This window comes from Cupriavidus malaysiensis (assembly GCF_001854325.1).
Taxonomy (GTDB): Bacteria; Pseudomonadota; Gammaproteobacteria; order Burkholderiales; family Burkholderiaceae; genus Cupriavidus; species Cupriavidus malaysiensis.
On the sequence record NZ_CP017755.1, the window covers coordinates 735,089 to 755,358 of the forward strand.

Sequence of the window (20,270 nt, forward strand, 5' to 3'; positions counted from 1 at the left end):
CACCCAGCCGACCGCCGGCGCGGCGGCGGTCGGCGGCCGGGCGGGCTGGACGGGCTGGGCTGACTGGCTGATGGGCGCGGCACTGGCCGCGCTGCTGGCGCTGCCGCTGCCTGGCGCGGCGGCCGATGCCTACCCCAGCCGTCCCATCGCCATGGTGGTGCCGTTCGCCGCGGGCGGGCCGACCGACGTGGTGGCGCGTACCCTGGCTGCCTCGATGTCGAAGACCCTGGGCCAGAGCGTGGTGGTGGAGAACCGGCTCGGCGCGGGCGGCACCGTGTCGGCGGCCTATGTGGCCAAGGCGGCGCCGGACGGCTACACCATCCTGATCCACCACAATGGCATGGCCACGGCACCGGCGCTGTACCCCAGGCTGCCCTACCATCCGCTGACCGACTTCAGCTTCGTCGGCCAGGTCGCCGACGTGCCGATGACCCTGCTGGGCCGCCATGACCTGCCGGCCGCCAACCTGGCCGAGCTGGTCCGCTACATCCGCCAGAACCCGGGCAAGGTCAACCTCGCCAACGCCGGCCTGGGCGCGGTCTCGCAGTTGTGCGGCATGCTGTTCCAGAAGGCCATCGGGGTCGAACTGACGGCCATCCCCTATCAAGGCACGGCGCCCGCGCTGACGGCCTTGCTCGGCAGCCAGGTCGACATCCTGTGCGACCAGACCACGCAGACGCTGCCCCATATCAAGGCCAGCCGCGTCAGGCTCTACGGCGTCACCACGACCGCGCGCATCCAGGCCCTGCCGGACGCGCCGACCCTGGCCGAAGGCGGCCTCAAGGGCTTCGAGGTCAAGGTGTGGCACGGCATCTACGCGCCCAAGGGCACGCCGCCCGCGGTGATCGCCCGGCTCAACGGCGCGCTGCGCGCCGCGCTCAAGGACCCGGCGGTGGCCGCGCGGCTGGCCGACCTGGGCGCGCAGATCGTGCCGGAGGACAAGCAGACGCCGGAGGGCCTGCGTACCTGGCTGCAGTCCGAGATCGAGAAATGGTCGCCGATCATCAAGGCGGCAGGCGTGAAGGCGGACTGAGGAGGTCCGAGGCGGACCGAGGCGGACCGAGGCGGACCGAGGCGGGCGGAGCAGGGCGCGCGGTAAGATCACGGCTATCGTGTCTTCCCGCCCATGCCCGCCGCTGCCTGCCCGCTCAGCGGCGGCGGTTTCCGGAGCCCGCCTTGTTCGACGACATCAGGCAACACTTCCCCCGCCTGCGTACCGGCGCCGACTTCCACGCGCTGCGCGCCGTGCGCGAACGCGGTGAATACTGCGCCATGCGGCGCGGCGTGGCGGAGCCGCCGCGCCTGAACGACGACGCCGGTGCCATGCTGAGCGTGCGCGTGGGCGGTGCCGAGGCCTATGCCGCCACCGCGGACCTGAGCCAGTCCGGCCTGCAGGCCGCGCTGGGGCGGGCCGAGGCGCTGGCGCGGCGCCTGGCCGCCCACATGCTGGTCGACGCACGCGGCCTGCCGCCGCCGCAGGGGCGCTCGCACTATGCGTCGCCCGGCGCGGGCAGCTCGTTTCCCTCGCTGGCGGAGCGCTTCGCCCTGCTGGCCGACGAATCGGCGCGCCTGCCGGCCGATGCGCGGCTGGTGAACTGGCAGCTCTACCTCGATCACCGCAGTGTCGAGCAGCTCTACCTGAACAGCGCCGGCGCCGAGCAGTGGCAGTCGCTGCGTTTCGTCTATCCCGGCATCAGCGTGACCGCCTTCGACGGCAGCGACAGCCAGACGCGCACCTTCGGCGGCTTCGGCAGCGGCCGCCAGGGCGGCGTGGAGGTGCTCGACGCGCTGGGCTTCGCCGGCGCCGCGCCGCGCGTGGCGGAGGAGGCGCTGCAGTTGCTGGCGGCGCCCAACGCGCCCGCCGGACGGCGCGACCTGCTGCTGATGCCCGAGCAGATGATGCTGCAGATCCACGAGTCCATCGGCCATCCGCTGGAACTGGACCGCATCCTGGGCGACGAGCGCAACTATGCCGGCACCAGCTTCGTGCGGCAGGAGGATTTCGGCCACTACCAGTACGGCTCGGCATTGCTCAACGTGACCTTCGATCCCGGCATCGCCGAGGAGCTGGCCAGCTACGGCCACGATGACGATGGCTCGCCGGCGGACAAGGCCTACCTGATCCGTGCCGGCCGCCTGCTGCGGCCGCTGGGCGGCGCGCTGTCGCAGCACCGCACCGGCATGCCCGGCGTGGCCAACAGCCGCGCCAGCGGCTGGAACCGCGCACCCATCGACCGCATGGCCAACCTCAACCTGGAGCCCGGCGACCGCAGCCTGGCGCAACTGGTGGGCGGCATCGAGCGCGGCATCCTGATGACCACCAACCGCTCGTGGTCGATCGACGACGCGCGCAACAAGTTCCAGTTCGGCTGCGAATGGGGGCGGCTGATCGAGAACGGCGAACTCAAGGGCGTGGTCAAGAACCCCAACTACCGCGGCATCTCGGCCAGCTTCTGGCGCAGCCTGGCGGCGGTGGGCGATACCAGTACCTTCGAGGTCCACGGCACGCCCTTCTGCGGCAAGGGCGAGCCCAACCAGATCGTGCGGGTCGGCCATGCCTCGCCGGCCTGCGTGTTCAGCGACGTGGAAGTGTTCGGAGGGGCGGCATGAGCGACCTGAGCAGGATCCCGGCCCGGACGGTCGATGGAGCGGATGGCGCCGAAGCCGCCTTCGCGCGGCTGGCCGACGATGCCCGCGCCGCGCTGCGGCCCGGCGAGGACTTCACGCTGTGGTACAGCGCCGAGGTCTCCGAGTTCGTGCGCTTCAACCGCGCGCGCGTGCGCCAGGCCGGGCAGGTCAGCCAGGCGGTGGCGCGGCTGCAGCTGATCCGCGACGAGCGCCACGCGGAGATCGTGCTGACGCTGGGCGGCGGGCCCGAGGTTGACCGCCTGCGCCTGCAGGAGGGCCTGGCGCGGCTGCGCGAGGCCATCGGGCAGCTCCATCCCGATCCCTACCTGATGATCCCGCGCGAAGCCTGGCAGCGGCGCCGCGTCGAGGCCGACGGCGCCGCGCCGGACAGCACGGCGGCGCTGGCGCAGATCGCCGGACTGGCGGCCGGCCTCGACCTGGTGGGCATCTACGCGGCGGGGCCGCTGCTGCGCGGCTATGCCAACAGCTTCGGCGCCTACGGCTGGCACGCGGTGCCGGCCTGCCATTTCGACTGGAGCCTGTTCCACGCCAACGGGCAGGCGGTCAAGGCCGACTATGCCGCCGCGCGCTGGGACACCCAGGCCTTCGCCGCGCGCTTCGCGCAGGCGCGCGCGCAGCTCGATCACCTCGGCAAGCCGGCGCGCACGCTGGCGCCCGGCGCCTACCGCGCCTACCTGGCGCCGGCGGCGCTGGACGAAGTGGCCGGCATGCTGGGCTGGGGCGCCTTTTCGGCGCGCGGGCTGGCCGACAAGGAAAGCCCGTTGCAGCGTCTCTACGATGGCGGCGCGCGCCTGAGCCCGCTCGTGCAGCTGGACGAGACGGCCAGCGGCGCGCTGGCGCCGGCCTTCGGCCCGCAGGGCCTGCCGCGCGCCGACGTGGCCCTGGTGCGCGACGGCGCGGCGGCGGGCCGGCTGGTCTATCCGCGCAGCGCGCGCGAGTACGGCCTGCAGGCCAACTGCGCCGACGCCGGCGAGTCGCCGCAGTCGCTGGCCATGGCCGGCGGCACGCTGGCGCAGGCGGACGTGCTGTCCGCGCTGGGCACCGGGCTCTACATCGGCAACCTGTGGTACCTGAACTGGTCGGATGCGCCGGCGGCGCGCCTGACCGGCATGACGCGCTTCGCCACCTTCTGGGTGGAAGACGGGCGCATCCAGGGCCCGGTCGGCACCATGCGCTTCGACGACAGCCTCTACGATTTCCTCGGCACGCACCTGGAAGCGCTGACGCGCGAGCAGGACCTGCGGGTGTCGAGCAGCACTTATGGCGAGCGGCAGACGCAGTCCGCGCTGCTGCCGGGGGCGCTGACCAGCCGGCTGGTGCTGACGCTGTAGCAGGAAGGGGAGACCCCGACCGTCACCGGGGACGGGCCGGTGCGGACCGCCCCGGCCCGGCTCAACGGCTCAACGGCTCAACGGCTCAACGGCTCAACGGCTCAACGGCTCAACGGCTCAACGGCTCAACGGCTCAACGGCTCAACGGCGCATCCGCCCGGCAGATCAGACCGGCTCGCGTGCCGCGTCCTTCAGGTATTCGATCAGCGTTTCCGCGAACTGCGGCAGCTCGCGTCCCGGGCGCCGCACCAGGCGCAGCTCGCGCCGGGCCCATTCGTCCTCGAGCGGGATGAAGCGCAGCACCTTGCGGCTGGCGTAGCGGCGCGCGCAGCTGTTGGGCACGATGGCGATGCCGGCGCCGGCCTCGACCATGCGGCACACGGCGTCGAAGCTGCCCACCTGGATGCGCAGGCTGATGCGCTTGCCCATGCCGGCCGCGATGCGGTCGAGGAAGGACTGGATGGCGCTGAACTGGTTCAGGCCGACGAAGCGGCAGGTATCGAGCAGGTCGGCGAAATGCAGGCGCTTGAACTGCGGCAGCGGGTGGTTGACCGGGGCGATGACGATCAGCTCGTCGCTGCACAGCTGCATCGCGTCGAGGTCGTCGGTGGCCACTTCGCCGGCCACGATGCCGAGGTCGGCGGCGCCCGCGCCGATGGCCGAGACGATCTCGGCCGACAGGTGTTCTTCCAGCTCCACGTCCACGTCCGGGTTCTCGGACAGGAAGCGCGACAGCGCCGTGGCCAGGAAGGAGTTGGTGGCCGTGGTATTGGCCAGCAGGCGCACCCGGCCCTTGACGCCCTTGGCATAGGGGCTCAGGTCCGAATGCAGGCATTCGAGCTCGCGGAATACTTCGCGCGCATGGCGCAGCAGCGCCTCGCCCGCGGGGGTCAGGCGCACGCCCTTGACCTGGCGGATCAGCAACTGGGTCTGGAAGGCCTCTTCGAGCTGCTTGATGCGCGTGCTGGCGGCGGGCAGCGACAGGAAGCTGCGTTCCGCGGCGCGGGTCAGGTTCTCGGTTTCACCGACATTGAGGAACAGGCGCAGGTCGGTCAGATCGTAATGCATGCGTTTCGTCGGGCCAAAGGCCGCTTTTGTGAATGGTGAATTCCCATGTCTCCGCCGCCAATTTATCGTATCTGGCGGTTCAATAGAACAATGCAAAGACAATGCGGCGTCGCCGGGGCAGCAAGGCGGGCGATAGCCGGACAAGGAGACACGGCATGACAAGTGGCACGGGCGGCGCGCGGCGCCGGGGGCGCCTGCGGCTGGCCAGGGCCCTGGGCCTGGCGGCCGGGGTGGCGGCAACGGCGTTCTGCATGGCGGGCGCGGGTGTGGCCCGGGCCGCCTATCCCGACCGGCCGATCCGCCTGATCGTGCCGGCCGCGGCCGGCGGCACCACCGACATCGCCGCGCGCCTGGTCGGCAAGCGCATGGCTGACCTGCTCGGCCAGCCGGTGGTGGTGGACAACCGCGCCGGCGGCGCCGGCATCATCGGCTCGCAGGCGCTCAAGCAGGCGCCGGCCGACGGTTACACGCTGATGATGGGCAATATCGGTCCCAATGCCATCAACTACGCGCTGTACCGCCAGTTGCCGTACAAGCCGGAAGACTTCGTGCCGATCACCCTGGTGGTGTCGGTGCCCAACGTGCTGGTGGTCAATCCCAAGGTGCCGGCGCACAACGTGGCCGAACTGGTGGCGCTGGCCAAGGCCAGCCCGGGCCGGTTGTCGTTCGGCTCCTCGGGCACCGGCCAGTCGGTGCACCTGTCGGGCGAGCTGTTCAAGAAGCGCGCCGGCATCGACATCATCCACGTGCCCTACAAGGGCGCCGCCCCGGCCGTGGCCGACCTGGTGGCGGGGCAGGTGACCATGATGGTCGACAACCTGCCCAGTTCGCTGCCGCAGATCCAGGCCGGCAAGCTGCGCGCGCTGGCCGTGACCAGCGCCGCGCGCCTGCCCGAGCTGCCCGAGGTGCCGACCATGAAGGAAGCCGGCTTCGACGACTTCCAGGTCACCGCCTGGTTCGGCCTGGTGGCGCGAGCCGGCACGCCCCCGGCGGTGATCGCGCAGCTGTACAAGGCCGCCGCCGCGGCGCTGGCCGACCCCGAGGTGAAGGCGCGCCTGGCCGACCTGGGCGGCCAGGCCGGCGGCGACACGCCCGAACACTTCGGCCGCTTCATCGACCAGGAGCGGCAGCGCTGGGCGCGCGTGGTCAAGGACACCGGCATTCCGCTGCAGTGACGGGCGGCCAGCGCATGGAGACGGCATGATCGACAAGACAGTGGATTCCCTGGACACCGCGGTGGCCGGGATCTCCGACGGCGCCACGGTGCTGGTCAGCGGCTTCGGCGGCTCGGGTATTCCCGGCGCGCTGCTCGACGCGCTGCTGGCCCAGGGCGCGCGTGAACTCACCATCGTCAACAACAACGCCGGCAACGGCGACACCGGCATCGCCGCGCTGATCCGCGCCGGCCGCGTGCGCAAGGTGATCTGCTCGCACCCGCGCTCGAACAATGCCGAGGCCTTCATCGAGGCCTACCGCGCCGGCAAGGTGGCGCTGGAGTGCGTGCCGCAGGGCACGCTGGTGGAGCGCATGCGCGCCGCCGGCGCCGGCCTGGGCCCCTTCTTCACGCCCACGGCCTACGGCACGGCGCTGGCCGAAGGCAAGGAAAGCCGCGTCATCGACGGCGTCGGCTACGTGCTGGAGCAGCCGCTGGGCGCTGACTTCGCCCTGGTCAAGGCGCACCGCGCCGACCGCTGGGGCAACCTGACCTACCGCTACGCGGGCCGCAATTTCGGCCCGGTGATGTGCACCGCCGCGCGCCATACCATCGTGCAGGTCGACGAGATCGTGCCGCTCGGCGAGATGCCGCCGCAGCAGGTGATGACGCCGGGCATCTTCGTGCAGGCCGTGGTGCTGGCCGCCTCGGGAGCTTGCCGCCATGCCGCATGACGCCAAGCCGGACCTGTCCCGCCTGCCGCGCCTGAGCCGCGCCGCCATGGCACGCCTCGTCGCCCACGATATTCCCGACGGCAGCGTCGTCAACCTCGGCATCGGCATGCCCACGCTGGTGTCGGACCAGCTTCCCGCCGACCGCGAGATCGTGCTGCACAGCGAGAACGGCATCCTCGGCATGGGCGCGGTGATCCGCGCGGGCGCGACCGACCCGGACCTGATCAATGCCAGCAAGGAGCCGATCGGCCTGCTGCCAGGCGCCTCGATCTCGGACCACGCGCTCTCCTTCACCATGATGCGTGGCGGCCATATCGACATCACGGTGCTGGGCGGCTTCCAGGTGTCCGCCAGCGGCGACCTGGCCAACTGGTCGACCGGCGAGCCCGATGCGATTCCCGCCGTGGGCGGTGCCATGGACCTGGTGGTGGGCGCCGCGCGCCTGTTCGTCATGATGGAACACGTGACGCGCGACGGGCAGCCCAAGCTGGTCGAGCGCTGCAGCTACCCGCTGACCGGCCTCGGCGTGGTCGACCGCATCTATACCGACCTGGCCGTGATCGACGTCCGGCCCGGCGGCGGGCTGCTGGTGACCGGCCTCGCCGAAGGTGTGCCGTTCGCCGCGGTGCAGGCGCTGAGCGCCGCGCCGCTGGCGCTGGCCGACGATTGCCGCGTGCTGCGGGCGCTTGCCTGAGCGGCCCGCGGCATCCAGTGGAAAGACGATGCCCGCGTGGAGCCGGCATCGGCAAGACAAGCAGGTCAGCGCGCGGCGGCAGCGCCGCGCAACCGGACCCGAACCCGTGTATTCGACAGGAGTGGAAGCAATGAGTGGACTGATGGCAGGCAAGGTGGCGCTGGTGACCGGCGCGGGCGGTGGCATCGGGCGCGGCATCGCGCTGGAACTGGCGGCGGCCGGCGCCAAGGTGGTGGTCAACGACCTGGGCGTGTCGCTGACCGGCGAGGGCGGCGACAAGGGCCCCGCCGAACGCGTGGTCGAGGAGATCCGCGCCGCTGGCGGCGAGGCCGTGGCCAATACCGACAGCGTGTCGAGCTGGAACGGCGCCAACGCCATCGTGCAGTGCGCGCTCGACAACTTCGGCCGCATCGATGCCGTGGTCAACAACGCCGGCAACCTGCGCGACCGCATGTTCTTCAAGATGAACGAGGAAGAGTGGCGCGCCGTGATCGACGTGCACCTGAACGGCACCTTCTTCGTCAGCCGTGCCGCCGCCAACTACTTCAAGGACCAGGAGAGCGGCGCCTACGTGCACATGACCTCGACCTCGGGCCTGATCGGCAACCTGGGCCAGGCCAACTACTCGGCGGCCAAGCTGGGCATCGCCGCGCTGTCGAAGTCGATCGCGCTGGACATGGCGCGCTTCAACGTGCGTTCGAACTGTATCGCGCCGTTCGCCTGGAGCCGCATGACCAGCTCGATCCCGTCGGAGACGCCGGAAGAGAAGGCGCGCGTGGCCAAGCTGCAGAAGATGGAAGCCGGCAAGGTGGCGCCGATGGCGGTGTTCCTGGCCAGCGACGCCGCGCGCGAGGTCAATGCGCAGATCTTCGCCGTGCGCGCCAACGAGATCATGCTGATGAGCCAGCCGCGCCCGGTGCGCTCGGTGCACCTGTCGGAAGGCTGGACCCCGGAGTCGATCGCCGAGATCGCGCTGCCGGCGATGCGCAACAGCTTCTTCAAGCTGGAGCGCTCGCCCGACGTGATCAACTGGGACCCGATCTGAGATGGCGCTCGACTACGCCCGCATCAAGCACTGGGCCTTCCCCGAGATCCGCCAGAGCTACGCCGCGAAGGACTCCATCTTCTACGCGCTGGGCCTGGGGCTGGGGGAGGACCCGGTCGACGCGCGCCAGCTCCGCTATGTGTACGAGGACGGCCTCAAGGCCTTCCCCACGCAGGCCGTGGTGCTGGCCTATCCCGGCTTCTGGATGCAGAACCCCGAGACCGGCATCGACTGGGTCAAGGTGGTGCACGGCGAGCAGCGCCTGCGCCTGCACCGGCCGCTGCCGGCGGCCGGCACCGTGCGCGCGCGCGCCCATGTCTCGCACGTGGTCGACAAGGGCGCCGGCAAGGGCGCGCTGGTGATCACCGAGCGCACGCTGGTCGATGACGCCACCGGCGAGGCCCTGGCCACGCTGGCGCAGACCACGTTCTGCCGCGCCGACGGCGGCTTCGGCCAGGGCGATGCCCCGCCCGAGCCGCTGCCGGCCGTGCCGGAGCGCGCGCCGGACGCCGTGCGCGAGATCGCCATCCTGCCGCAGGCGGCGCTGCTGTATCGCCTGAACGCCGATCCCAACCCGCTCCATGCCGACCCGGCGGTGGCGCGCGCGGCCGGCTTCGAGCGCCCCATCCTGCATGGGCTGTGCACCTATGGCGTGGCCGCGCGGGCGCTGCTCGACGCCTTTGCCGGCGGCGACGGCGACCGCCTGGCCGAGCTGAACGTGCGCTTCTCGCGCCCGGTCTTCCCCGGCGAGACGCTGCAGGTGCGCATGTGGCGCGAGGCCGATGGCCGTGTGCGGTTCGACGCCCGCATCCCCGCGCGCGACGTGACGGTGCTCAGCCATGGCGTGGCGGAGTTGCGTCCATGAGCGCGGCCGACGGCAAGACTGCAGCGGCTGCGCCGTCCGCTGCGCCGTCCGCCGCTCCATCGACGGCGCGCGCGCTCGACGGCGTGCGCGTGCTCGACCTGTCGCGCATCCTGGCCGGCCCGTGGTGCGCGCAGAACCTGGCCGACCTCGGCGCCGAGGTGATCAAGGTGGAGCGCCCGCGCGTGGGCGACGACACCCGCTCCTGGGGCCCGCCCTGGCTGCCGGACGGCGAAGGCAATCCCTCCGGTGACGCCACCTACTACGCCGGCGCCAACCGCGGCAAGCGCTCGCTCACGCTGGACATCGCCAGCGCCGAGGGCCAGGCCATCGTGCGCGAACTCGCGGCGCGCTCGCACATCGTGCTGGAGAACTACAAGGTCGGCGACCTGAAGCGCTACGGGCTGGACTTCGACAGCCTCAAGGCCATCAATCCCGCCCTGGTCTACTGCTCGATCACCGGCTACGGGCAGCAGGGCCCGAGCGCGCACAAGCCCGGCTACGACTTCATCTTCCAGGGCCTGGGCGGGCTGATGAGCATCACCGGCGAGCGCGACGACCTGCCCGGCGGCGGCCCGCAGAAGGTCGGCGTGGCCGTGGTCGACATCTTCACCGGCATGTATGCCACGGTGGCGGTGCTGGGCGCGCTGCGGCATGCCGAGCGCACCGGCGAAGGCCAGCATCTCGACATCGCCCTGCTCGACGCGGCGGTCGCGGTGGGCGCCACGCCCATCATCGGCCAGCGCATCACCGGCAAGGTGCCCGGGCGCTTCGGCAATGCCCACGCCAATATGGTGCCCTATCACGTGTTCGCCACCGCCGACGGCTACATGATCGTGGCCGCCGGCAACGACGGGCAATGGCAGGCCTACTGCCGCGGCGTCGACCGGCCCGACCTGGCCGCCGACGAGCGCTTCCGCAGCGGCCCCGGCCGCCTGGTCAACCGCGACGCGCTGGTCCCCCTGCTGGAGGCCCATATGCGTACCCGGCCCACCGCATTCTGGGTGGAGGCGCTGGAGCGCGAGGGCATCCCATGCGGGCCGATCAACGACTACGCGCAGGTGCTCGAAGACCCGCAGGTACGCCACCGCGAACTGCAGGTCGACCTAACGCGCAGCGACGGCGGCCTGTGCCCGACGGTCAAGAGCCCGCTGCGGCTGTCGGCCACGCCGGTGCGCTACGACGCGCCGCCGCCGCGCCTGGGCGAGCACACCGAGACGGTGCTGTCCGGCGTGCTGGGCAAGAGCCCGGAAGAGATCGCCGCGCTGCGCGAGCGTGGTGTGATCTGAGGGGCAGCGACGCTGCAGCGCATGGAGCGATGGGGCTCCATGCCAGTCTGCGTCGCTGCATGCTGTGCGGAAGTGCAGCGAATGGAAAGAGGGCTGGTGGATGCCTTTCTCGGCAGCATTCTGTGCCACCCGTCGGCGCTCGCGCTGCCGTCCGCACCACCATTCTCCCGCTCAAGCCGGCTCCAACTGCGTCAGCGCGGCCATGCGCACCGCGGCATTGGCCGCCCCGTAGCCGCGGTAGCCGTCGCGCTGCACGATCTCGAAGAAGAAGCGCTGCTGGAAGGGCGCCGTATAGGCGTGCAGGAAGTCGCCGTGCGCGTCGCGGTCGTAGAGCATGCCCAGGCGCTGCAGCCGTGCCAGCAGCGTGTCGTCGAGCGCGAGCCGGGCGGCCACGTCGTCGTAGTAGTTGGCGGGCACCGGCAGCATGCCGGCGCGCCGGCGGTCGATGGCCTGCACCGTGCCCTCGATCCCCGTGGAGCGGAAGGCGATGTGATGGACGCCCGCGCCGGCGTGGGCCTGCACGCAGCGCCCGGTGGTGGTCAGGCCGCTGTCGGACACATTGAGGGGGATGCGCACCCGCCCGTCCGCGCTGACCATGGCGCGGCTGCGCACGAGGCCGTAGGGGTCGGCGATTTCGTGCAGCGCCTCGGCCTGCATGCCGAACACCGTGCGGTAGAACAGCACGAAGCTGTCGAAGCGATGGGCCGGCAGCGCCTGCGCCAGGTGGTCGACGCCGGCCAGGCCGGCATGTCCGCTGTCCGCGTTGGCAGTGTCCGCCACAGGGGCGGCGCCCGTACGGGTCCAGTCCGCCAGCGCGAAATCGCTTTCGTAGATGCTGCGCTCGGCGCCATGGTCGTCGATCAGGTGGAACAGCATGCCGTCGGGCGCGCGCAGCGCCGGGATGGTGCGCTCGCCGGGCCCGGTGGGCTCGCGCCACTCCGGGCAGCGCAGCGCGCGGGCGCGCGCCATGGCGCGGCCGGCGTCGTCGACCTTGAGGCCGATCGCGCATACCGAGGGGCCGTGCTGGGCGAAATGCCCGGCGGCGGCGGTATCTGGCTCGGCGTTCAGGATCAGGTTGACGTCGCCTTGCCGGTACAGCTCGACCGCCTTGCTGCGATGCCGGCCCGCATGGGTGAAGCCCAGCGCCTGCAGCCGTTGCGCCAGCGCCTGGCCGGCGGCGGCATCGACGGCGAATTCGAGGAAGTCGACGCCGGCCAGCGCAGGCGGCGCGGGCAGCGCGGCGCCGCCCGCCTCGGATTCCAGCCAGATCAGCGAGCGCAGCCCGTCCTCGGCGGTCAGCCGTGCCGGGGCGGCGCGGAAGCCGTCGTTGAAGACCTCCAGCGAGAGCGGCCCGGCATAGCCGGCGCGCAGCACGGCGTTGGTGAAAGCGGTCACCGGCAGTTCGCCCTGGCCGGGAAAGTTGCGGTAGTGGCGGCTCCACGACAGCACGTCCATCGACAGGCGCGGCGCATCGGCGAGCTGGACGAAGAAGAGCTTGTCGGCCGGTACCGCGTCGAGACCGTCGAGGGTGTCGCCGAGCGCGAGCGTATGGAAGCTGTCCAGTACCAGCCCCAGCGCCGGATGATCGGCCTGCCGCACGATCTGCCAGGCCTCGCGCCAGCGGCGCGTGTGACGGCCCCAGGCGAGTGCCTCGAAGCCCACGCGCAGGCCGCGCCGGGCGGCGGCCTCGGCCATCCGGCGCAGGTCGTCGGCAGCGCGCGCAGGATCGTCACTGGCGGCCTCCTGCACATTGCTGCACACCAGCACCATGCCGGCGCCGAGCTGCTCCATGACGTCGAACTTGCGCTCGGCGCGCGCCAGGTTGCGCGCGAACTGCTCGCGCGGCATGGCCTCGAAGTCGCGCAGCGGCTGGTAGAGGAAGACCTGCAGGCCCAGCCCGGCCGCGATCCCGCGCACTTCGGCCGGCGAGCCGCCGAAGTGCAGCAGGTCGTTCTCGAAGATCTCCACGCCATCGAAGCCGGCGGCCGCGGCGGCCTCCAGCTTTTCCGGCAGCGTGCCGGAGAGGGAAACGGTGGCGATGGATTTGGGCAGTGGGCGGGATGCGGTGGTCATGGCGGTCAGCTGGGGAAACAGGGGTGGCAGGTTCAGCAGGGGCGGCAGGGGCAGCGAAGGGGGTCAACAAAGGCTGGGTCACGCGCCGAAGATTAGGAAACATCCCTGCGGCCAACAATCACCATTCGCGCCTTGGCGTGCGACAATCGCTCGTCAATGAGCGGCATTCGCTCTTTACCAGGGTTAACCACATGGACAAGGAACCGTTGAACCGGCGCGACTGGATCGCCGGGCTGGAGAAGGGGCTTGCCATCCTCGAAGCCTTCGACAACGACCATCCGCGCCTCACGCCCACGCAGGCGGCGCAGCTCACCGGCCTCACGCGCACGGCCGCGCGGCGCTACCTGCTGACGCTGGAGCACCTGGGCTACACCACCAGCGACGGCACGCTGTTCAGCCTGACGCCGCGCGTGCTCAAGGTGGGCTGGTCCTATTTCGATTCGGCGCGCCTGCCACGCACGGTGCAGCCCTTCCTGCAGCAGATCACCGCGCAGCTCGGCGAGGCCGCCTACCTGAGCGTGCTCGATGGCTGGGAGCTGGTCTTCATCGCCCGCACCAGCGCCAGCCGCGTGATGAGCACCGGCTTCGTGCTGGGCGCGCGGGTGCCGGCGCCGCTCGGCTCGGCCGGCGTGATGATGCTGGCCTCGCGGCCGGAGGAAGCGGTGCGCGAGTGGCTGGAGAGCTGCGTGCTCGCCCCCTACACGCCTTACACCATCATGCAGAGCGACCGTCTGCTGGAGGAGATCCGCAAGGCTGGCCAGCGGGGCTATGCCATGCTGGAGCAGCAGTTGCAGACCGGCGTGCGCGGCATCGCGGTGCCGCTGCGGGATCGCCACGGCAAGGTGATCGCCGCGCTGTCGGTCAATATGCCGATCGGGGACGAGACTGCCGAGCAGGCGCTGGAGCGCGTGCTGCAGGTGATGCAGGACACGGCGCTGCTGATCATGCGGGTACTCTAGCCGGGGCCACCGGTCCGCCGCGCCGGGCCCCCTCCGGGGGCGCGGCGGCATCCGTCTATTTTCCGTTGATTCCCGGCGACTTCCCCTCTTGCGCGGCCACGCCCGCGAGCTGCGCCAGCGCGGCGATCGCCAGGCCGTAGCCCTGGACTCCCAGCCCCGCCATCACGGCGCGCGCTACCGGGGAGACCCAGGAGTGGTGGCGGAAGGCCTCGCGGGCATGCACATTGCTGATGTGGTACTCGATCACCGGCAGTGCGGTGCCGCGGATGGCATCGTGCAGGGCGATCGACGTATGCGTGAGCGCGCCGGCATTGAGCACGACCCCGATCGCTTCCCCCTGCGCACACAAGCGGCCCGCCTCGTGGATCCAGTCGATCAGCACGCCTTCGTGGTTGCTCTGCCGGCACGCTGCGCGCAGGCCGAAGCGTTGCGCGGCATCCTGGCAGATGCGCTCGACGTCGGCCAGCGACTCGCTGCCATATACCGCCGGCTCGCGCGAGCCGAGCAGGTTGAGGTTGGGACCGTTCAGCACCAGCACCGATGGCATGGCATCTCCTGATTCAGATGAAACGACGATAGAAGGTGCGGCGCGCCGTCAGAACTTGTGGCGCATGCCTGCCATCGCGCCCAGGCGGGTGCCGTTGCCATAGGTATTGCCGCTGTTGGCGAAGGCCGGCGCGCTGTTGAGGGCGATCCACTGGCCCTGCAGGTTGGTGTAGTCCACTTCCAGGTAGACGTCGGTGCGCTTGCTGAAGCTGTACATCAGCATGCCGGCGGTGGTGAGCCGCTTGCCGCCCTGGCCAGCATGGCGCAGCCAGTCGTACTGCACGGTGCCGATCAGGGCCAGCGCATCGTTCAGGTTGTAGCGCGCGCCGGCGTAGGCGGCCTGGTTGCGGTAGTCGGCCACGTCGAGCCGGTTGTTGGTGTAGCCCAGGTAGTACTGCGCGCGCGCGGCCTTCCAGGTGCCGCCCAGGCCCCACACGGTCTGCTTGCTGGCCAGCGCGGCCGGCACCGCGCCGAAGTAGGCGCTGGTGACGTTCTGCGTCTGCTGGTAGACCGCGCCCACCTCGAAGGGGCCGGAGCCGTAGACCAGCGAGCCGGCCGCGGCCGAGCCGGTCTTCAGGCTGCCCGGCACCTCGCCGAAGGTATAGGCCGCCGCCGCCTGCAGCCCGCCGAAGGACTTGATGTACTTGATGGTGTTGTCGTAGCGCAGGCCGGTGTAGTTGCCGCCCTGGTAGCCGACGATGGAGTTGTTGGCGAAGGCCATGGCCTCGTAGGAGGACAGCACCTCGTGCGCCAGCGTGTACTGGCGGCCCAGCGCCAGCTTGCCGTAGGCGCCCTCCAGGCCGACCGCCGCGGTGCGGCCGAACAGGCGGCCGCCCTGCTGGCTGCCGCCGGTGTCGGGGAAGAAGCCGGATTCGAGGATGAACCAGGCCTTGGTGCCGCCGCCGAGGTCTTCGCTGCCGCGCACGCCCCAGCGGCTGCCGGTCAGCGCGCCGTCGCCGAGCTGGGTGCGGCTGTTGCCGGCGGCGTCCTCGTGGGTGCTGTAGCGGACAGCCGTGTCGATCAGGCCGTAGAGGGTCACGCCGCCGGCAGTCTGGGCGGCCGCGGGCACGCTGCCCGCGCCCAGCGCGAGCAGCGCCATCATCGTCTTCTTCATGCTTGGTGTCTCGGAGTCTTGTGGTGTGATCGGTGGGGCGGCGGGTGCGGGGCGTCAGGCGGCGCCCGCCACCTTGCGCGGGGCGAGGATGAACAGCCAGGCCAGCGCGATGAAGTAGGCGCAGGGGATCATGGTGAAGAGCACCGTGTAGTTGTCGTGCGTGGCGGTGAGCACGTAGCCGACCAGCTGGGTCATGAACATGCCGCCGATGGCGCCGATCATGCCGCCGAAGCCGAACACCGAGCTGATCACGTGCTTGGGCGTGTAATCCATCACCAGGCTCCAGATATTGGCGGTCCAGGCCTGGTGAGCGCCGATCGCGACCGAGATCGCGGCCACCGCCATCCACAGGCTGCTGGCGCCGGCGGCCATGACGATGGAAGTGATGCACAGGGCGAAGGCCAGCATCGACAGCAGGCGTGCGCGCACCGCCGGCATGCCGCGGGCGATCAGCCAGGAGGAGAGCGCGCCGCCGCCGACGCTGCCGATGTCGGCGCACAGGTAGATGACGATCAGCGGGATGCCCATCTGGGTGACGCTGATGCCGAGGTGGTACTGCTGGTTGAGGAAGGGCGGCAGCCAGTACAGGTAGAACCAGAACACCGGCGCGGTGATGGCGTAGGCCAGCGCGAAGGCCCAGGTGCCGCGCATGCGCAGGATGCGCGAGTAGGGAATGCGCTGCGGGGCGGGCTCGATGTCGCGCGTGACGTGGGCCAGCTCGGCCTGGCTGACCGTGGGGTGCTCGTCGGGGTTGTGGTAGCGCACCAGCCACAGCACCAGCCACAGGGCGCCGAAGGAGGCGATGACGAGGAAGGCGGCCTGCCAGCCCCACGCCTCCAGGATCAGCGGCAGCATCAGCGGCGTCAGCATGGCGCCGACATTGGTGCCGGCGTTGAAGATGCCGGTGGCGATGGCGCGCTCACCCGCCGGGAACCACAGGCGCGTGGTCTTGACGCAGGCCGGGTAATTGGCTGCCTCGGACAGGCCGAGGAAGAAGCGGCAGATCATGAAGCCCACCGCGGAGGCCGCGAAGGCATGCGCGCCGCAGGCGATGCTCCACAGCAGCACCGCCAGCGCGAAGGCCCGCTTGACGCCGACCATGTCGATGAAGCGGCCTTGCAGCGCGAAGCCGATGGCATAGCCGACCTGGAACCAGAAGTTGATGTTGGCGTAGTCCTGCGCGGTCCAGGCCATGGCCTTGGCCAGCACCGGCTGCAGCACGCCCAGCGCGGCGCGGTCGACGTAGTTCAGCGTGGTCGCGAAGAACACCAGGGCGAGCATGCCCCAGCGCACCTTGCCGGCGGCGAAGGCCGCGCGGATCTTGCCGCCGAGCGAGGCGCCCGGGGTGGCCGCCATGGGCAGCTCCTTGTGTGTCGTGGTCATTCGATTGTCTCCACCAGTAGATGAGAATGGCTGGCCGGCGTGCCTTTGTCACGTGCGCATGGCAACGCTCGGCGGGGTTTCTTGGGGGCGATTGGGGCGATTAGGGCGATCGGGGCGATTGGGGGGGCGGGGGCGCCCTCAATAGCGGATGCGGGACACCGCGCGCAGCGCGTCGGGCGTGGCGGTACCGAATCCGAAGAACTCCAGGTAGGCCGGGATCATCTCAAACAGCATGTCGGTGCCGACCTGGACGGTGCAGCCGCGCGCCAGGGCGGCGGCCAGGAACGGGGTGACCTCGGCGCGCATCACGACCTCGCCGACGATCGCCGCCGGTGCGATGCGCGTGACGTCGAAGGGCAGCGGATCGTCGGCGCGCATGCCGAGCGGAGTGGCGTTGACGATGATGTCGAAGCCGTGCGGATCGCCGCAGCCGGTGCGCACGGCCAGGCCCGGATAGTGCTCGGTGAGGCGCAGGCCAAGCGCCTCGGCGACGGCCGGGCGTGTATCGGACAGGGCCAGTTCGGTCACGCCCTCGGCGGCCAGCGAAGCAGCGATGGCGCTGCCCACGCCGCCGCAGCCCGAGATGATGGCGCGCGCGCCGGCGAGCCGGGCGCCCTTGCGGCGCAGGCCGCGCACGAAGCCGGCGCCGTCGAACTGGTCGCCCAGCAGGGTGCCGTCGGCGCGCCGCAGCACGGCATTGCAGGCGCCCGCGATGCGCGCGGTCGGGGTCAGCTCGTCGACCAGTTCGACCGTGGCCACCTTGTGCGGCATGGTGACCAGCGCGCCGCGCAGGTTGCTGAGCCGGAACAGCGCGCGGAACACGTCCGGGTAGTCATCCGGCCGCACCCCCAGCGGGACCACCACGGCGTCGATGCCCTGCTGTTCGAACCAGGGGTTGTAGATCATCGGCGCCTTGAAGGACTCGGTGGGATAGCCGAGATGCGCGATGACGGTGGTCTTGCCATTGATCATGATGTGCGGGAATCCGGAAGCGGCGTGCCGGCTGCTGTCGAGGTGCCGGCCGCGGGTTGGGTTGCGACGACCGGAGATTAGTGGCCGGCCGCGGGTCAGCCAAGCAACTCAAGGGGCACATTGCGCGATCATCGTACGAAGATGCGCGATGATGATTCGCAGTACGGGTTTCCACGAGGTGGGCCGGATGGCCTCGCCGCGGCGGCAGGGCAGACGCGCGTTGCTAAGATGCGGAGCGTCGCCGCCCGCCACGGGCGAACCCCGCCATCCCCCCCGACGCCACCGCACAGGAACCATGACGATGCACCCCGCACAGGCCGCTTCCGCGCGCGTCGACGCGCCCCAGCACTGGGACAACCCGCTCGGCATCCAGGGCTATGAATTCGTGGAGTTCGCCGCGCCCGATCCCGCCGCGCTGGGCCGCACGCTGGAGCGCTTCGGCTTTGCCGCGATCGCCCGCCACCGGCACAAGGCCGTGACCTTGTACCGCCAGGGCGAGATGAATTTCATCCTTGACGCCGAGCCCGGCTCGTTCGCGGCCCGCTATGCCGGCGAGTACGGCTTGTCGATCTGCGCGCTCGGCCTGCGCGTGGACGATGCCGCCGGCGCTTTCGCCCGCGCGCTGGATGCCGGCGCGTGGCCCTTCGAGGGCGGCGCGATCGGGCCGATGGAACTCAATATCCCCGCCATCCAGGGTATCGGCCAGTCGGTGCTGTACTTCATCGACCGCTGGCGCGGCAAGGAAGGGCAAGCGGGCGATGTCGGCGATATCTCGATCTACGACGTGGACTTCCGCTCCCTGCCGCGTCAGTCCCGCGCGCCGGGCGCGGGACTGACGCGCGTGGACCACCTGACCCAGGCGGTCGAGCCCGGGCACCTGGCGGAATGGCTGGAGTTCTATCGCAAGGTGCTGGGCTTCCGCGCAGTGGGCGCGGCCGACGGCACCGGCCCGGCACATGCCCTGGTCTCGCCCTGCGGCGGCATCCGCATCCCGCTCTATGAGAAGGGCACCGAGCGCCATGACCAGATGCGCGGCTACCTGTCCGAGCAGCACGGCGAAGGCATCCAGCACATCGCGCTGGCCACCGGCGACATCCTGGCCAGCGCGGCCGCGCTGGCGCAAGGCGGGGTCGAGTTCGTGCAGCCGCCGGCGGCCTACTACGATACCGTGGACGCGCGCCTGCCGGGCCATGGCCTCGACCTGGCGGCCTTGCGCCGCTACGGCATCCTGGCCGACGGCGCATCGCACGCGGACGGCAGCCCGGACCGCTTGCTGCAGGCCTTCGCCAGGCGCGAGGCCGGTGAGTTCTTTTTCGAGATCGTGCAGCGCGACGGACGCGCGCAAGGCTTCGGCGAGGGCAACCTGCCGGTGCTGGCGGCGCTGGCCGGGCGCTGAACGCAGCCAGCACCGGGCGGCGCGTGCGTCAGCCCGACACGGCCTGCATCACGCGGCGCAGGCCCGCCTTGCCTTCGAAGCCGATGCCCGGCAGGTCCGGCAGGGTGCCGTTGCCGTAGCGCCCGGTGGCCTCGCTGGGGACCTGGCGCAGCATCGCTGCATCCTCCACCGGCTGAACGAAGATGCTCCCGCCGTCTGGCGCTTCCGCCAGCGCGGGCGCAATGAAGTGGTGAAGGTCGAGGGCATGCTGTCGCGCATCGATGGCCGAACGATGGCGGCATCGTGCCCGGCTGGGCGCTGGTTGCCGCGCGGGTTGTCACGGCATCCTGATCCGCGTTGGCGAGCGTGTCGATGCCGCATCGCATCATCGCGCGCGCCGGGAACCTCATCGATCTTCGCGCGTCGCAGGCCGCGCGGGAAAGCGGGTTTCTCCCTATGTTCTCCTCACGCGACTTGCGAGAGTCTAGCTGCACGGATGCGCACAAACAGCTGTCCGCGCCGTGCAGGTGTACCGTCAGCGTGTGGTGCTAAATCGCGGAGGTGAACATGGAAGCCAGCAAAAAGGTAGTCCGCAATCGCCAAGTCGGGTTTGCCCTGTTGTTCTTGTGCGCCTTCTCGACTTACCTGAACGTCGGCCTGATCGCTGTGGGCCTGCTCAATATCTCCGATCTCGTGTGGGTGCCGTCCGAAGTGCTGGGCGCGATCGCACTGGTCACCGGGCTGGCGGGTGGTTTCTACCTGAGCCGCCGTTCGGTGAACCTGCATCTCCCTGCGATGGCTTGAAGCGCTGAGCCGCTGAGTCGGTAGGCGCTGAGTCAACGCCGCGCGGCGCGGGGCAGCAGCCCGGCACCGCGCGCCGCCGCCACGCACCGGCTTGCCGCGCCGCGGCCTGCGCCGGTGTGCGGCGAGGCCGGAGCCCCGGGCGCCGGCCCGTTCTTCCTGTCCTGTCCCTGCCTCTTCGCTTGTCCGCGGCCCTCGCGGGAGACGCCGGGCGTCTCTGCC

General features: G+C 70.8%; 19 protein-coding genes. 12 read left to right on the top strand and 7 right to left on the bottom strand.

The annotated features are described in order from the left end of the window. Window positions 1-70 precede the first annotated feature (70 nt). The 3 genes from BKK80_RS23075 (at window position 71) to BKK80_RS23085 (ending at window position 3,980) form a co-directional block, all read left to right on the top strand. On the top strand, window positions 71-1,033 hold the full coding sequence (locus tag BKK80_RS23075) for a tripartite tricarboxylate transporter substrate-binding protein (protein WP_071016747.1): 963 nt from the start codon (window positions 71-73) through the stop codon (window positions 1,031-1,033). Window positions 1,034-1,176: 143 nt separating this feature from the next. Further along, on the top strand, window positions 1,177-2,610 hold the full coding sequence (locus tag BKK80_RS23080) for a TldD/PmbA family protein (RefSeq protein ID WP_071071461.1): 1,434 nt from the start codon (window positions 1,177-1,179) through the stop codon (window positions 2,608-2,610). Next, window positions 2,607-3,980: a metallopeptidase TldD-related protein gene (locus BKK80_RS23085; protein WP_084085275.1), complete on the top strand. Its 1,374-nt coding sequence runs from the start codon at window positions 2,607-2,609 to the stop codon at window positions 3,978-3,980. Before BKK80_RS23080 ends, BKK80_RS23085 begins: the two co-directional genes overlap by 4 nt. Before the next feature lie 165 nt (window positions 3,981-4,145). Here the strand turns inward: BKK80_RS23085 and BKK80_RS23090 are convergent, their stop codons facing one another. After that, entirely contained in the window at window positions 4,146-5,048 is a 903-nt protein-coding gene (locus tag BKK80_RS23090; RefSeq protein ID WP_071016742.1) for a LysR family transcriptional regulator, read from the bottom strand. Window positions 5,049-5,203: 155 nt separating this feature from the next. Between BKK80_RS23090 and BKK80_RS23095 the strand changes: the two genes are divergently transcribed. The 6 genes from BKK80_RS23095 to BKK80_RS23120 all read left to right on the top strand — a co-directional run bounded on the left by BKK80_RS23095 (window position 5,204) and on the right by BKK80_RS23120 (window position 10,825). Continuing rightward, a complete protein-coding gene (locus BKK80_RS23095; RefSeq protein ID WP_084545715.1) occupies window positions 5,204-6,223 on the top strand; it encodes a Bug family tripartite tricarboxylate transporter substrate binding protein in 1,020 nt (339 codons plus the stop codon). A gap of 25 nt (window positions 6,224-6,248) precedes the next feature. Beyond that, on the top strand, window positions 6,249-6,935 hold the full coding sequence (locus BKK80_RS23100; RefSeq protein WP_071071463.1) for a 3-oxoacid CoA-transferase subunit A: 687 nt from the start codon (window positions 6,249-6,251) through the stop codon (window positions 6,933-6,935). Then, on the top strand, window positions 6,925-7,629 hold the full coding sequence (locus BKK80_RS23105) for a 3-oxoacid CoA-transferase subunit B (protein ID WP_071016739.1): 705 nt from the start codon (window positions 6,925-6,927) through the stop codon (window positions 7,627-7,629). Before BKK80_RS23100 ends, BKK80_RS23105 begins: the two co-directional genes overlap by 11 nt. 130 nt (window positions 7,630-7,759) lie before the next feature. After that, window positions 7,760-8,674 (top strand): SDR family NAD(P)-dependent oxidoreductase, encoded by a 915-nt coding sequence (locus tag BKK80_RS23110; RefSeq protein WP_071016737.1) that lies wholly within the window; start codon window positions 7,760-7,762, stop codon window positions 8,672-8,674. 1 nt (window position 8,675) lies between these two features. Then, window positions 8,676-9,539, top strand: coding sequence for a MaoC/PaaZ C-terminal domain-containing protein (locus BKK80_RS23115; RefSeq protein ID WP_071071465.1), 864 nt, complete (start codon window positions 8,676-8,678; stop codon window positions 9,537-9,539). Beyond that, on the top strand, window positions 9,536-10,825 hold the full coding sequence (locus BKK80_RS23120; RefSeq protein ID WP_084085277.1) for a CaiB/BaiF CoA transferase family protein: 1,290 nt from the start codon (window positions 9,536-9,538) through the stop codon (window positions 10,823-10,825). The genes BKK80_RS23115 and BKK80_RS23120 overlap by 4 nt, the downstream gene beginning before the upstream one ends. A gap of 171 nt (window positions 10,826-10,996) precedes the next feature. Here the strand turns inward: BKK80_RS23120 and BKK80_RS23125 are convergent, their stop codons facing one another. Continuing rightward, on the bottom strand, window positions 10,997-12,898 hold the full coding sequence (locus tag BKK80_RS23125) for a bifunctional sugar phosphate isomerase/epimerase/4-hydroxyphenylpyruvate dioxygenase family protein (RefSeq protein WP_071071468.1): 1,902 nt from the start codon (window positions 12,896-12,898) through the stop codon (window positions 10,997-10,999). A gap of 191 nt (window positions 12,899-13,089) precedes the next feature. On the opposite strand from BKK80_RS23125, the gene BKK80_RS23130 reads away from it, so the two are divergent. After that, window positions 13,090-13,857, top strand: a complete 768-nt coding sequence (locus BKK80_RS23130) for an IclR family transcriptional regulator domain-containing protein (protein ID WP_071016729.1) — start codon at window positions 13,090-13,092, stop codon at window positions 13,855-13,857. A gap of 55 nt (window positions 13,858-13,912) precedes the next feature. Here BKK80_RS23130 and aroQ read toward each other — a convergent pair whose 3' ends face one another. The 4 genes from aroQ to BKK80_RS23150 all read right to left on the bottom strand — a co-directional run bounded on the left by aroQ (window position 13,913) and on the right by BKK80_RS23150 (window position 17,872). After that, on the bottom strand, window positions 13,913-14,404 hold the full coding sequence (gene aroQ, locus BKK80_RS23135; RefSeq protein WP_071071470.1) for a type II 3-dehydroquinate dehydratase: 492 nt from the start codon (window positions 14,402-14,404) through the stop codon (window positions 13,913-13,915). A gap of 48 nt (window positions 14,405-14,452) precedes the next feature. Further along, window positions 14,453-15,517, bottom strand: coding sequence for a porin (locus tag BKK80_RS23140; RefSeq protein ID WP_071071473.1), 1,065 nt, complete (start codon window positions 15,515-15,517; stop codon window positions 14,453-14,455). 54 nt (window positions 15,518-15,571) lie between these two features. Further along, window positions 15,572-16,900 (bottom strand): MFS transporter, encoded by a 1,329-nt coding sequence (locus BKK80_RS23145; protein ID WP_071039490.1) that lies wholly within the window; start codon window positions 16,898-16,900, stop codon window positions 15,572-15,574. A gap of 138 nt (window positions 16,901-17,038) precedes the next feature. Further along, complete coding sequence (locus BKK80_RS23150; protein WP_071016721.1) at window positions 17,039-17,872, bottom strand: shikimate dehydrogenase family protein; 834 nt, start codon at window positions 17,870-17,872, stop codon at window positions 17,039-17,041. Between the two features lie 301 nt (window positions 17,873-18,173). On the opposite strand from BKK80_RS23150, the gene BKK80_RS23155 reads away from it, so the two are divergent. Beyond that, complete coding sequence (locus tag BKK80_RS23155; RefSeq protein ID WP_071016719.1) at window positions 18,174-19,268, top strand: 4-hydroxyphenylpyruvate dioxygenase family protein; 1,095 nt, start codon at window positions 18,174-18,176, stop codon at window positions 19,266-19,268. A gap of 28 nt (window positions 19,269-19,296) precedes the next feature. On the opposite strand, the gene BKK80_RS37780 is transcribed toward BKK80_RS23155, so the two are convergent. After that, entirely contained in the window at window positions 19,297-19,422 is a 126-nt protein-coding gene (locus BKK80_RS37780; protein ID WP_257786835.1) for a hypothetical protein, read from the bottom strand. Between the two features lie 392 nt (window positions 19,423-19,814). Here BKK80_RS37780 and BKK80_RS23160 point away from each other — a divergent pair, with 392 nt between their 5' ends. After that, window positions 19,815-20,051, top strand: coding sequence for a hypothetical protein (locus BKK80_RS23160; protein ID WP_071016718.1), 237 nt, complete (start codon window positions 19,815-19,817; stop codon window positions 20,049-20,051). Window positions 20,052-20,270 lie beyond the last annotated feature (219 nt).